General features: G+C 30.3%; 12 protein-coding genes. 7 read left to right on the forward strand and 5 right to left on the reverse strand.

Going from position 1 to position 14,497, the window contains the following annotated elements; all coding sequences use genetic code 4:
- Positions 1–165 precede the first annotated feature (165 nt).
- From ACSH40_RS00660 to ACSH40_RS00680, 5 genes are all read left to right on the forward strand, one after another.
- Positions 166–951, forward strand: a complete 786-nt coding sequence (locus ACSH40_RS00660) for a hypothetical protein (RefSeq protein ID WP_438341645.1) — start codon at positions 166–168, stop codon at positions 949–951.
- Positions 952–1,046: 95 nt separating this feature from the next.
- Positions 1,047–3,683 carry an MnuA family membrane nuclease gene (locus tag ACSH40_RS00665; protein ID WP_438341646.1) on the forward strand — a complete coding sequence of 879 codons (2,637 nt, stop codon included), beginning with the start codon at positions 1,047–1,049 and terminating at the stop codon, positions 3,681–3,683.
- 85 nt (positions 3,684–3,768) lie between these two features.
- Positions 3,769–5,610, forward strand: coding sequence for a type I DNA topoisomerase (gene topA / locus ACSH40_RS00670; RefSeq protein WP_438341647.1), 1,842 nt, complete (start codon positions 3,769–3,771; stop codon positions 5,608–5,610).
- The gene (locus tag ACSH40_RS00675; protein WP_438341648.1) at positions 5,594–6,511 is read left to right on the forward strand and encodes a hypothetical protein; all 918 of its coding nucleotides are present in this window, start codon (positions 5,594–5,596) and stop codon (positions 6,509–6,511) included. The genes topA and ACSH40_RS00675 overlap by 17 nt, the downstream gene beginning before the upstream one ends.
- A 146-nt stretch (positions 6,512–6,657) precedes the next feature.
- Positions 6,658–9,165: a hypothetical protein gene (locus ACSH40_RS00680; RefSeq protein WP_438341649.1), complete on the forward strand. Its 2,508-nt coding sequence runs from the start codon at positions 6,658–6,660 to the stop codon at positions 9,163–9,165.
- A gap of 84 nt (positions 9,166–9,249) precedes the next feature.
- Here ACSH40_RS00680 and ACSH40_RS00685 read toward each other — a convergent pair whose 3' ends face one another.
- On the reverse strand, positions 9,250–9,990 hold the full coding sequence (locus ACSH40_RS00685; protein WP_438341650.1) for a YebC/PmpR family DNA-binding transcriptional regulator: 741 nt from the start codon (positions 9,988–9,990) through the stop codon (positions 9,250–9,252).
- A 66-nt stretch (positions 9,991–10,056) separates the two neighbouring features.
- Between ACSH40_RS00685 and nadE the strand changes: the two genes are divergently transcribed.
- Complete coding sequence (gene nadE / locus ACSH40_RS00690; protein ID WP_438341651.1) at positions 10,057–10,893, forward strand: NAD(+) synthase; 837 nt, start codon at positions 10,057–10,059, stop codon at positions 10,891–10,893.
- Positions 10,872–11,561, forward strand: a complete 690-nt coding sequence (locus ACSH40_RS00695) for a pseudouridine synthase (RefSeq protein ID WP_438341652.1) — start codon at positions 10,872–10,874, stop codon at positions 11,559–11,561. Before nadE ends, ACSH40_RS00695 begins: the two co-directional genes overlap by 22 nt.
- Before the next feature lie 125 nt (positions 11,562–11,686).
- On the opposite strand, the gene ACSH40_RS00700 is transcribed toward ACSH40_RS00695, so the two are convergent.
- The 4 genes from ACSH40_RS00700 to rpsT all read right to left on the reverse strand — a co-directional run bounded on the left by ACSH40_RS00700 (position 11,687) and on the right by rpsT (position 14,429).
- The gene (locus ACSH40_RS00700) at positions 11,687–12,406 is read right to left on the reverse strand and encodes a phosphotransferase family protein (RefSeq protein WP_438341653.1); all 720 of its coding nucleotides are present in this window, start codon (positions 12,404–12,406) and stop codon (positions 11,687–11,689) included.
- Between the two features lies 1 nt (position 12,407).
- Positions 12,408–13,496: a M20/M25/M40 family metallo-hydrolase gene (locus ACSH40_RS00705; RefSeq protein ID WP_438341654.1), complete on the reverse strand. Its 1,089-nt coding sequence runs from the start codon at positions 13,494–13,496 to the stop codon at positions 12,408–12,410.
- A 47-nt stretch (positions 13,497–13,543) separates the two neighbouring features.
- On the reverse strand, positions 13,544–14,092 hold the full coding sequence (locus ACSH40_RS00710; RefSeq protein WP_438341655.1) for an inorganic diphosphatase: 549 nt from the start codon (positions 14,090–14,092) through the stop codon (positions 13,544–13,546).
- A 67-nt stretch (positions 14,093–14,159) separates the two neighbouring features.
- Entirely contained in the window at positions 14,160–14,429 is a 270-nt protein-coding gene (rpsT, locus tag ACSH40_RS00715; protein ID WP_438341656.1) for a 30S ribosomal protein S20, read from the reverse strand.
- Positions 14,430–14,497: the final 68 nt, after the last annotated feature.

The following is a 14,497-nucleotide window of genomic DNA, read 5'->3' on the forward strand; positions in this document are numbered from 1 at the left end:
GGAAATCTAAATAAACAAAATTCGATCGAAAACATTTTAATTTTTGGTACTAATACCATTTTTTTGTCTTTTTAGCGCGAAAATAAAAATATTTTTTTCTCGAAATTAATGTCAAAAACTTGTCTATAATTACGTCAATAACTTTAATTTCGAAGGAGCAATTTTATGAAACTATCTAAAAAACTTTTATCATTTTCACTTTTTACTTTAGTTCCGATAGTGGGGGCAGTGTCAGCTATTTCATGTCAAACAACAGTCAAAGAAGATGACCAAAACACTAAAACTTCAAATAACAAAACTGAAACCAATACAACCACTAACAACACAACAAATATCGAAACAAACACAGAGTCTGATACAACTAATAACACAACAAACACTGAAAACAAAACTGAAACAAACACTACTACCAACACTGAAACAAATAAAGAAAGTACACCTAGTGTAAATCCATTAACTCAAGTAAACCCAGATGTTAAATACTCGACAAACACTTTACTACTTCAATGAGCTAATTCAATTGATAATAATTTAGTTTACGCAAATGACAATAGTAAAGATTTGTTAATAAAAGCTTTAAAAAACAATTGAACATTTTTCTATGATTATCACAACTCAACAGTTATCGCATATGAAACAAATGATTGACAAAAAGCTAAAGAAGCAAATAATGTAATTTTCAAATGAAGTGACAGTGTGGTGCGTCCAGATGATGGAAATAGATCAAAATACTTCCAAATAACAAGCAATTCAACTCCTTTAGTTGATAACAGCTACAACGGGACCACAACAAAATCTTCAAACAACGTTTTAAATGTAGTTGTAGATGGAAACAATGTTACAGTTTACTATCTAGCTTCAAAATTCGTTGCTTACCATGATGCAATTGTTGCAGGAAAATTATTGAAAACAACCTTTGAAATCGACAATCTACAAGATCAACTAAAATAATTCAACATTAATTTGCCCTAGAAGGCAAATTTTTGTTTGCCTTGCTTTCAAAAAGCAAGAAGGCGATTTGTTAAAATTAAAGTATCGGAGAAAAGATGAAAAAGTTCAAGAAGAAAAAACTATTAATAACAAATTTTGCGCTTGCTGGTGTTTTAATTAGTCCCACTGCGATAGCAAGTTGCAAAAATACTGCTACAGATCCAAAACAACCTGAAAAAGATTACAATCTTGACTTAACAAAAGTCAATGACAGTTTAGATTTCAATTTAGTCGATGAAAATCAAGATAATGAAATACTGTGAGAAGAATTAAGTAAACAAAAAATATTGCTTTTTGACTCAACATCTAATTGTTTAGTAGATGCTGAAAGTAAACAAAAAATATTGCAACTAAACAATAATGAATATCAATTAGCAACTCTCGAAAAAGACACTTTGTCAAATCAAGGTTTGGATTCAAACAATGTAAATAATGACATAAAATATTCATTTGATCCAATAAACGGAATTCTACGAATCAAATACTGATTGGTTGAAAAAAGTTTTGTTAATAATCGACATCGTTTTGACAAGAGACCTTTCGAGAAACATTTTAATTTATCTCGTCACTTTAAAAGATTTAATGATTTTTTTGCTTCAAAAATTCAGAATCATGTTTTGTTAAATAAAAATAACATTTCTTTATTAGTTAACTTGATAAAAAATCAAAATTCATTGATTTTTGACACTCAAAATAAAACAATTAATACTGAAAATAACCCACTTTTTGTCTTTGATGATGAAATAAAATCATTATGAAAACAAGATTGAATTTTAGTTAACAAGCTATCAGAACAATGAAAAAAACCTAATCTTTTACTAGATTACAAAGTTGAAAACAATACTTTCCAAATATTTTTCAAAGCGGCAATTTACAAAGATAACCAAGTAATTTTTTTAACAAATCAAGATCTAAATTTAAGTGTTGAAATTGACAATTTAGCTAACGTAATTGACACACAAAAACATGACGATCTTAAACCAATAGATAATAGCAAAAATGAAAATCAAAATACCGACCAAAACACTCCAAAAGATAAACCTGTCGACAATAACGAACAAGATATAAAACAAGTTGATGATCAAGAAAACAAAAAAGAAGATAATCCGACTTCTCCTGACGATAATAAACAGCAAAATGTCAGCAAATTTGATGCAGTTTATAACAAAATTAAAGATTCTAAACTACAAGTTATAAACAACAAAGATGGTAAATTGCAATCACGTCTTCAAGATAGAAGATGTAGACTATTTTTTAGTGATGAATTAAGAACAATATCTTGAACTTTCAGTCGTTCTCAAACTCCAAGTACTTCCACTTTAGAAAACAATGTCTTTATAAATCTTTCTGAAATATTGCCTAAAGATTTTGCTCTAGGCAATGTGTCTAATTCAGAATCTACACAAATTGATTTTGCTTTCAATAATAAGTCAAACAATTTAACTTTGAATTTCAAAATTTTAGAATTCAAAGATGAAGGTAATGTAGAAAGTCCAAAGCAATACTTATTAACCATTAATATTGACAATAAAGAAGTTTCTAATAACGAGTCAGGAAACAGTCAAAACTCCGACAATAAAACAGAAAATCCCATACCACCAAAAGTAGAACCTATTGATAACGAAAATACACAATTAGACACAAAAACTTCATTCTTGTCGTGAGACAAGTACGAAATTTTAAACATAATGCACTGAAATATAAAAAACTATGGTAATTCTTGAATGAGTGAAAATTCCTTCAAAGTGCAAGCGATTGCTAAAATAATTTCTCAACAAAAACCAGACATTTTCGGTTTGACCGAAATCAATGATGGTAGAAGTGACCAAGTCCAATACATTGTTGATGTTTTAAACAAACTAACCAACAAAAACTACAAATACATTGCTCAACCTGAAAATGAAAGTGTTTCAACCGATCCGCGTTACGAAAAAAGCAGAGAATCTATTGCAATAATTTACGATAGCAACAAAGTTGAACCAATTCCATTTTCGACAAATAAAATAGGTTTTTCATTTTTAGAACAAATCGCAAATAAGCGTTACTATGTTCGTCCACCATTTGCCTTGCAATTTAAATTGAAAGCTAATCCAAAAAGAAGCATATCGACCATTTTTGCTCATTTTGATTCGCCAGGAGCAGGAAGAAGAGAAATTGAGAAACCTTCACAATTTTATAAAGGACAAGGAGAGCAAGAAGTTGCTGAAGCACTTTTTATTCCATATTTATTAAATATAGTAAAAAGAATTTCCAACCCAGATTCAGCTATTATTTTTGGTGCTGACACAAATATTATTGAAGATACTATTTTTCAAAAAATCGATCGTGACAATAATGGAGTAAAAGTGTACAACTTCAGAACGGACAATTCCGATTTGACGACTTTAAAAAATAGTGAAAGAGCATGGTCATCTAAATATGATCGTTTCTTATTTATTGAAAGTAAAGATATAGATGTCATAGATAAAAAAGAAAAACATAGTTTAGAAGATAAATACCTTCCTTTTGCTTATCCTTATCGTTACAAAATGTGAGATCTTTTTAAAAAGGATTTTGACTACAAAAATGTAAAAACTTGAATTGCAAATGAGAATCCAAACAAATTAAAAGAAGACATTACAAGAATTTATGCTGTTAATTATGTAAGTGATCATGCACCAGTTCAAATCAGTGCTGTAATTAATTTAAGTTAGTCTTATGACTAGCTTTTTTATATTGCCAACTAAAAAAGTATTTTTTTAACCTATTTAACCCTTTTTGCTATAAACTTTATACATTATGAGTAAATTACTAATTGTTGAGTCACCTAATAAAGAAAAAACTATTCAAAAATATCTAGGTTCTGATTACAAAGTACTTGCTTCAAAAGGACATATTTTAGAATTAAAAACAACAGGAAAAGATCAATTAGGAATTGATTTAGACAACTGAGAACCACTATATGCCGAAGAAAAAGGTAAAAAAGAAATAATCAAAAAGTTAAGAGCTGAAGCAAAAAATGCTTCGGTTGTTTATATTGCAACTGACCCTGACCGTGAAGGTGAAGCGATTGCTCAAAATTTAGTTGATTATTTAGGTGTAGAAGATAAATATCGTCGTGTAAGATATAACGAAATTACTGCTCGTGCTATCAAAGAAGCAATTGAAAATAGTCATGACATTGACAAAAACTTAGTTTCAGCCCAAAAAGCAAGAAGAATGCTAGACCGGATTATTGGTTTTAAGTTGTCAAAACTAATGAAGAAAACAACAAAAAACACTCCAACTTTACCATCGGCCGGAAGAGTGCAATCAATTGCTTTAAAACTAGTTTGTGATCGTGAAAAAGAGATTAATGATTTTGTTCCGGTTAAATACGAAACAATTCAAGCAAAACTTGAAAATGGAGTTGTTGCTGATTTATACTTAAAACCAAGTATTTTTGACAAAAACACTTGATTAAGTTCAGAAATCGCTGCTCAAGCGCTCAAAACAAAAACCCATTACCTAGAAGTAGTTGATTTCAAAGTTAGTCAACGAAAAGACACAGATGTTACCCCTTATAAACAAGCAGTTTTGTATCGTGAAGCCAAATATGACTCAAAAGTTGTACAAAATGCAGCACAAAAATTATTTGAACTCGGACTTATTACTTATCCAAGAACTGATTCAACTAGAATGTCAGATCGGTTTGTTGTTGAAGCTAAAGAATTTGTTGCTAAAAAATACGGTCAAGATTATGTAACAGAAACAGTTAAAGGCTTCAGTGGAGAGCAAGATGCCCATGAAGCGATTCGTCCTACATCACTTGATTTAGATCCAGCAAGTGCTAAGAAAATTAATAATTTATCACCTCAGCAAGCATACATTTACAAATTAGTTTATGACAAAACTTTGATGTCTTTAATGAAGGCACCAGTTCGCGAATTCTATCAATATGATTTAAGAGATGGTTCTTTTAGCTACAAAACATCATTTTCGAAAATAATTTTTCCTGGTTATAGCTTAGTTAAAAAAGATGATGAGGAAAAAAGCATTGAGATTCCAAGTTTTGAAGTTGGTCAAAAACTAAAAGTTAGTGAATATATTCATGAATTAAAACAAACTAATCCACCTGCAAGATACACCGAAGGTTCATTAATTCAAATGCTGGATGATATTAAAGTTGGACGTCCCTCAACTTTTGCAACTACTATTAGCGTTATTAAGAAAAGAATGTTTGTTGAAAGACAAGCAACTAGTCTAGTACCAACCAATTTTGGACAAGTAATCAATGAAAAACTAGTTAATAATTTCAGTACTATTATCAATGAAGAATATACATCGCAAGTTGAAGAACAATTAGATAGAATCGCTGAAGGTCAAGAGCAACTAAAAGAAGTAATGGATAATTTTTGAACAAGTTTTAACAAGGTTTATGATAGTGCTTCAAAAACAATGGAAGTCAGTCAACTAGAGCGAGAGTATGTTGGTGAAAAATGTCCTCTATGTGATCATGAATTAGTTTATCGTTATAACAAGTCAAATCGTCAACGTTTCATCGGATGCGAACAATTTCCTAAATGTAAATTTACTAAACCAGATCCAAATGCTAAACCAAGATTTTTCAAACGTAAGGTAGCAAATGAAGAAGAAAATTAGTATTTCACCGCGCATTTTATGACCAATTATTGGAGTTTTTTCAGTTCTTTCACTAGCAGGTATTATTTATTTTGTGTACTACAACTCGCAAACAGTGCATGAAAAAAAATATACTAAAGAACAATATGAAAAAGATGCCAATTCTATTAAATTAACACAAATGGATAAAATTGGTTTAGATAATGCTAAAGAAATTTATCAAAGATATTTAGCTAATGTTAATCCAGATTTAGCGCCTAAATTTACACCGCAAGAAATTAGAGCACAAAAAGAAACACAATCCGAAATTGCTAATGATGCAACAACAGAAGAAAAAGCTCAACCAATTGTTGAAGATGTAACTAAGCAGAGTCCAAATGAATTTATTCGCACAATAATTTCTTTTAATGCTAATTTCACTCAAAATAAAAACATAGATGTAACTTTCACTGCGCTCAACTGGGATGAAAATGAACCTGATTATTTAAAAATTTCTTATTGAGTAAGTGCAAGTCAGGATAAATACTCAAATTTTCCTACATACAAATTCCAAGATGTAAAAGTTAAAATTTTGCAAACTAAAATTAACATCCAGTCTTCCGATTTCATTCTGGCCTTTAACAAAAAATTACCAAGTTTAAAAGCAATCATCAATGATCCAAGTAGTTCAGATTCAACTTACTTTGAGTCACAAGAATTTAAACAACGAATTTTTGATTGATTTAAAGAGTTAATTGATAGTCAAAGACCAAATGTATATCCAGTGAGTGACTATGATTTCAGTAAGCTAGGCAACACAAATTTTGTTACTTATGATGCCAAAAAGGCTAAAAATAATTTGACCGTAAGTTTTTATTTTCGGTCAAAAACTGACCCGAAATTTGATTCGGAAGGTCAAAAGATTGCCTTTTACATTGAATAATCGTTTTCAAGCAAGAACTGTAAGTTTCTTGCTTTTTTATATTTGATTCAAAGCGAAAAACACCTTTTATATAGTGCTAAAAAACTCACATAGGCCTTTTTTGTAGTACATTTTATAGAATATTTAAAAAGAAAAAAAAGAGTAATATGAAAAAAACTACTAAATTGAGTGCTTTGTTAGTTTTTTTAACAGCGGTAGCAACAGGTATGTCTATTTCTTATTTGGCGCAAAGCAATCTGGCTAAGAAACAAGAACCAAAAGCAGACCAAGGCGAAATAAGAAAAACTCTTGATGAAATTAAGAGTCTTTTGGAACAGAATAAAGAAAATGAAGCATTCAAAGATGCATTCAATAGTATCAACGAAATAATTGCTAAAACAGAAGAAAGTCTAAATTCATCAACTCAGGATCAACTAGATAAAAATAATGAGAATTTAAAAAGTCTCCTACAAAGATTAAAAGAAGAAATTGAGAAATATAAACAATTAGCTAATCAAAAGGCCATTTTTGATTCAAAAACAAACGACAATAAGAATTTAATAGAAGAAATAAATCAGTGAATTCAAACAAACAAAGTAGATATTGCAAACGACAATAATTATGAAACTTTGAATGCTTCACTTTCTAAAAATAATGAATTAATTACCCAAGCGACAAATGATAATGATTTAGTTAAAATTTCTTCTCAAAATGATGAGCTTAAAACAAATTTTGATAATGCTAAAAACACATACAATCAAATTAACGAACAACTTAAAAAAGAAAATTCAGACTTAATAAATAGAGCAAATGAATTATTAACAAAAACGAGTGAAAATGCTGATAAATATAGTCAAGAAATCACTCAAAATACTCAAGCTTTAGAAGATAAAAATAGCGATTTGGTTGCTAAAAATGATTCATTGAAAACATTAATTAGTGATTTAGAAAATCAAATTACCAAAGAAACACAAGATGCAGAAAACAACAACCAAAACAATCAAAACACTGATTTAGTGACAAAATTAACTGAACTAAAAAAAGCATTAGACTCAGTAAACACTGAAAGTTCACTGAAAGCTTCACAAGATGCCCAAAATGCCTTGGATAAAAATGCAACAGATTTTAAAGAGAATCTACCAATTGAACAAAAACAAGAAATCAATAAGAATCTTGGAACAGCTATAGAAAAAGCGCAAGAAGCTCTTGCTTGAGAACAATATAATCTAGCAGTTCAAAAAGCTAGTGAACTAATGCAAAAACTAAATAATTCAGTTGATGATGTTACCAAATATAAACAACAATTGCAAAAAGTACTAAACGACAATACAAAAAACACTTTAAGTACAACCAGTCAAATTACAAGAGCAACAAACAATATTAATCAAGTTGTTGAAAATATTACCATATTACGTAGAAATGAACTCATTAAAATTAAAAATGAATACTATGCTCTACAAGTTAGTTCAAATGATTTAGTTTTAGAATTTAATGAAATTCAAAAGCGTGAAGACAAAAACGAAAAACAGCAACAAATTGACACAATTGCTAAAAACTTGTTAGCAACAAACGTTGTGATTTCAGAAGATGTGACACCTTATAAACAAGCAATTCAAACAATTAATGAAACTAATTCAATGATTGAAGAACTTAACTTATATTTCAAAAATAAAGATGCAAAATCTTGATATGATCAAAATAAAGGTGAACAACCAAGCCAAACAATGATTGAATTAAATAATCAAATCACTGCTGTTACAAATGCGTTGGAAACTAACGAAAATCTTGATGTTAAAACCTTGTATGATTCGCTAGTAAAAGCTTGAAATAATGCAATGTTAGAACAAATAGTTCAAAAGAGTGATGAATTAATTGCTAATAATACAAAACGTCAAAGCTACATATATACAGATGAATATAAAGCAAGAGAAAAAATTAATGAAATAACAGAAAACACAAAGGCAACGAAACAAGAAGCAGTTGAATTGCAAAGCGAAAACTCAGTTCAAGACTTTGAAAAAATCCAAGAAATGTGAAAAGATGCTGACAGTGGCGACAGTGACGAGTTATCACAAAAATGACTAGTCTTTTGATTGATATATTACTACTACAATAAGCTAGTCGATTTTAATAATGATAACTTCAAATATGACTGAAAAACAGAAACAACAAGCGACCTTTTTGGTGATCCAGATCAGAAAATAACCGATTATTTTATGGGTGGATTAGATTGAAACCTACAACAATTACTTGAGCTAAAAGATAAATTTTTTACTGAAAAGGGATTGTTTAAAAAATTAGAATACAAACACATGGGCTTTGGTCCACTTGAATCTTATTATTTTGAAGTGTATATGTATCTTCATTACTTTACTCAATGATTGATAAAAGTGGCGCCAGAAAATGTAAAACAAAGTCAAGAATACAAGGAATTTTTACCTGATCATAGAGCAGAATTTGCATTTTTATATGAATCTTTGGATTGAATGTCAACACAATTTTTCGATAACGGCACATATCTAGATAAAGCAAAAAGTGATGATGAAGTAATAAGCAGAGCATTCCAATACATTGATAAACTTACAAAAATGCTTGCAGAAAATGGAATAGTTGCAAGTCCAGGTGAAGAAATGCCACACTATGAAAGAGTAACAGACGAGTCTTTCTTTGCTTAAAATATAGAATAAATAAAAGTCGCAAACCTAATTGCGACTTTTTTCTTGCACAAAAAAAGATAAGTTTTACCTATCTTTGACAAATTATTCTTCATTCGGGAATTTTGCATTGTGGTAAACTTCTTGTACATCTTCGTCGTCTTCTAGTGTATCTAAAAAGTTTTCAAATTTTTCAACTTTATCAGCAGGAATTTCTACTTCCATGTTTGGAATATAACTGATTTCTGCTGTCAAGAAGTTTTCAATGTTAAATTGTTGTTCAATATTTTTCTTTAGTTCACTAAAATCTTCAGGATTTGAATAAATTACATATTGTTCGTCTTCAGTAATGAAATCAATTGCTCCACCATCTAAAGCAGCCATCATTAAATCTTCTTCATTTAAGTTGTCAGCCTTAGCAATTACTAAAACTCCTCTTTCATCGAAGGTGTAAGGCACTTTACCATTACCCATTTGCCCATTTACTTTGTTGAAGTAGTGTTGAATGTTTGAAGCTAAACGGTTGAAATTATCAGTTAGACAACTTACGATGAAATTGGTTCCACCAAAAGCTGTGGCGGTATAAATATATGATTTAAAGTTAGATCCTTCTCTTGAACCACCTGAACCTTTTTGAACAGCTTTTTCAATATTTGACTTAGGCATTGAACGTGCTTTAGCCTTAGCAATAGCCATTCTTAAAGCAGGGTTAGCATCTGGATCAGGTCCTCCCAATGCAGCAGCAACCATAATTTCTTTTGAGAATTTTTGAAACATTTTACTTCTTTTAGCATCTTGAGCAGCCTTATGGTGTTTTGTTGTTGCTCATTTTGAGTGTCCTGACATTATTTCTCCTTTAAATTAAGCATAAATATAAAAATAATTATAAGTCTTTTTGATTAAAATTAGAGCATGAAAATTCAAGAAAAAACATTAAAAGAGATACAACAAAGCAATTCTTATTCACAATTAGTTGACTCAATTGATAAATTGCAAGAATGATTAGTCCAAAATTTAAAACATTCAAATCAAAAAGGCTATGTTTTAGGACTTAGTGGTGGTATAGATTCAAGCACTTTAGCAATGATTTTAGACAACAAGCCTGAGCTAAAAAACAATCATTTTTATTCGATCACAATAAGCGATTCTTTAAGTGACAAGCCAAATTTGAGTGACGTTAAACAATTAGAAAATCAGTTGTGTACCCAAGTTGAATATGTTGATCTCACTCAAGCATATTTAGATTTAAAAAAGAGTCTTAACACAGAAGATAAACTAGTTTTAGCAAACTTAAAAGCACGGATGAGAATGGTGTTTTTGTATGCTAAAGCACAAGAGAATAATGCACTAGTTTTAGGAACCGATAATGCTAATGAATATCATTTAGGTTATTTCACTAAATACGGTGATGGTGCTTGTGATTTATTGCCACTAAGCAATTTTTTAAAGAGTGAAATTTATCAAATTGCAATGATATTAGGAGTTCCTGACTCTATTGTTCACAAAAAACCTAGTGCTGACTTGTGAGAAGGTCAAAATGATGAAGACGAAATGGGATTTAGTTATGATGAATTCGAAGAAATTGCTTTAGGCAACGCTAATGGAAGTAATTTTGAAACAATTGTAAAAAGAATCAAAATCAATCGTCACAAAGTCGAACCAATCAAACAATTTACACAAACACCAAATTACAAATCTATCAATAAGAATATTGAAAAGGTAATTGCATGCGACTTGAAAAATTCTTAAGTGATGCAACAAACTTAAGTCGCTCTGAAATCAAAAAATTAATTGCTTCCAAACGAGTTTTAGTCAATTCTCAAATGGTAACAAAGACTCAGCAAGTTACTGCAAATGACACTATTTGCATTGATAATGAGATTATAAAATACCGAAAATTTTTCTACTATATGTTAAATAAACCACAAGGTTATGTGTGTGCTAATGAAGATAATTTTCAATCTACAATTTTTGATCTAACAAGTTTAGATAACAAAAAATTCTTTAGTTATGGAAGACTGGACAAAGACACAGAAGGACTAATAATTATTTCGAATGATGGACAGTTAGGACACAATTTATTGTCACCTAAGAAACATGTAAATAAAAAATATTTTGTACAGACTGAAAAACAAGTTAGTCAGGAATATATTTCAGTTTTTGAAAATGGGGTCACGATCGAAGAAAATTTCAAAGCAAAGCCAGCAAAGCTTGAAATTATTAACGAAAATGAGTGTCTTTTGACAATAAGTGAAGGAAAATTTCATCAAGTTAAAAGAATGTTTGAAGCAGTGGGTAACAAGGTAACTTATTTGAAAAGACTCAGTTTTGGTAATCTTCAACTAGACAAAAATTTAGAACTAGGTCAGTGAAGAGAATTGACCGAAAATGAAATAAATATCTTGAAAAACAGTTAATATCTTTTTTGAACTTGATTTTAGCAAACACAAAAAAGATTGATATTTTTACTCGAATACCAGTAGTAAAACTAAATTTTGACACAAAGAAAGACTGAAGGCCAAAAACCTTTCAGTCTTTTAAATTATTTCTTTCAGTATTTGTTAACTAAATTTGTTAGTCTTTGCTTTCAAGCTTCAATATCAATAGGCATTTGGTCCAATGAATAAGCCCAAATAACAATAAAGTAAGCAACCACTATTTTAAAGCGATTGTAAGCCTCAAGATCATATTCTTGATATGCTTGAAGTAGTCATTGTTCTTGTTCTTCATTGAATAAAGTTGCCACAACAACAAAAGCAAGATCTCAGTTTTTATTACCCATTGTGGCATATTCTCAGTCAACAAAATATATCTTGTTGTCAACACCAGTCATAACATTTGAACCATACAAGTCGTTATGAACTGGTCAAGAATCGGGATACATTTCTAAAATTTCATTAACCACATCTTTATAATTATTAACTTCCAAAATGTCCAGATTTTTATTTTTTATTATTTTTCTGTAATTATCATATCTTGCCGCTAAATTTTTCGGCGGTAACGAGATTTTTGAATCGTGTAATTTTTTAAAATTGATTGCGATTTGACTAATTGTGTATTGATCTCAAATATTTTTTTTATTTTCAATGTATTCTCAAACTACTTCTTTTTCAGTGTTTGAAATTAGTTTAGGAATAAAGTCTAAGTCTTTAAAAATTGTGTAGTCAATATTGTGATTTCAACCGTTTAACTTTTTAACTTGAACAAATCTATCATTATCGCGAAATGATGTATTTGTATATCCTTCTTTAATTTTTTGCATCTTATTTGTATGCTAATTTAGCATCAAAACTTTCACTATTAACTTCTTGCACAAACTGCGCTAAAAGTTGACCTGCCGCCATTAAATCATTGATATCACAAACTCCAATTGGTGAGTGTAGGTAACGTTGTGGCAATGAAACCGTCATTGTTGCTACTCCACCTTTTCCGTATTGCAATTCGCCTGCATCAGTTCCTCCACCCGCAGCCACAAATTTATAAGCTCTAATATCATTTTCGCGAGCAACGCTAGCCATTCATTCAACTAAATTTGGATCCATCATAGTTCCACGATCATAAACTCGTAATGCGGCACCGTGGCTTAGTTTTGTTGTTCCTGGAATTGTGCCAATAGTATCATGACTTGAAGTAGTATCTAAGGCAATTGCAATGTTAGGTTCAACTAAACTTACAGAACTTTTTGCTCCCCGTGTTCCAACTTCTTCTTGTACTGTTCCAACTAAATATAAATCACAGTCTAATTCTTTTTTGTCAACCAGGTGGGCTAAGTATTCTAAAGTTGTAACTCCTGCCCGGTTATCCATTGCTTTACCACCGATTAAGTCTTCATTAGCAAAGTGAATAGTTTCTCCAGACATGTAGACTCTGTCACCTACTTCTACACCATTTTGGCGAGCTTCTTCATCATCTTTGAAACCAAAATCGGCATAAATTTCATTATTAGTCATGGCATTTTTAATTTGTTCGTTACTCATAATGTGAATTGAAGTATGCCCAAATAGTCCAGTGAACCTTTTGTTGTCTTTATTGGTTACTAATGTTGCTTTTGTTCCAATTGCAACAGAAGGTCAAATTCCACCAACAGGAGTTAAAAGCATTTGCCCTTTTTTATCGATTAAACGAACTAAATAACCAACTTCATCCATGTGAGCGGTAATCATAACTTTTGGTGCGCTCGATTTTTTTGATTTTTTAAGCATAATTAGTGATCCAAAACCATCACGACTGAAGGTGAATGAAGAATCTTTTAGATTTTCTTTTAGCATTTGCACAACTGGCTCTTCATAACGACTCATTGCTTCTAATTCCATGTAAGAAATTAACTTATTTTTAAATGTCTTTTTGTCCATATGTTTCTCCTTTTAAAAAATCAGTACGTTAATGTACTGATTAGTGATTAAAGATATTTTTCAGGATGTTCTTTTTTCATTTTTTCAATGAAATCATCTTTATCCATTGATCCGTATTTATTCATTAATTCAACACATTCGTGGTATTCTTTTTCAGCTCACTCAACATTTTCAAATCCAGTAACTTGAGTAATTCCTTCACGTTTAAAGTTTTTGTAAGTACTGAAGAAGTTTGACACACTTTGTAGTCACATTTGATCTAAGTCAGCTAGTGATTGAATGTGATCTAAACGATAGTCATCAGCATGTACTGCGATTAATTTAGTATCAGTTTCACCATCATCAATCATTTTCATTGCTCCAACTACTCTTGCTTCTAGACTTACTCCAGGCATGAATGTTTCAGATGAGTAAACTAAAACATCTAGTTCGTCTCCATCTCAATCTAATGCTTCAGCAATATAACCGTAGTTTGCAGGATATTTAAAATCTCCTCTCAAAATTCTGTCAACAGCTATCTTTCCTGTTTTACGATTGTATTCATATTTGATTGAGCTTCCTTTTGAAATCTCAATATTTACAGTAATTTTTTTCATAAATTTAATTTTAGTTAAAAACTAATCAAAATAATAAAAAAAGAACCAAAAGGTTCTCTGAATACAATTAAGCTTGTGCTTTAGCTTTAGCAACAAAAGCATCTAAACGAGCAGCTTTACGTGCACCATTATTTTTGTGTAGTACACCTTTTGAAACGGCTTTGTCAATTTCGTGGTGAGCTTTTGAAAGTAATTCACTAACATTTTCTGCATTATTCATTGCAGCAAGTTTAGTTTTCTTGATAGCTGTACGAACTCTTGATTTAATTGCAGCGTTTCTAACTCTTGCTTTTTCGTTTGATACGATAGCTTTCATTTTTGATTTAATATTTGCCATTTATTTGTCTCCTCGATTAGTTGATAAAAGCATTATAACCAAAAAAATAAAACTTAAACATAAATCAT

This window comes from Mycoplasma sp. 3341 (assembly GCF_051549855.1).
Classification (GTDB): domain Bacteria; phylum Bacillota_I; class Bacilli_A; order Mycoplasmatales; family Metamycoplasmataceae; genus Metamycoplasma.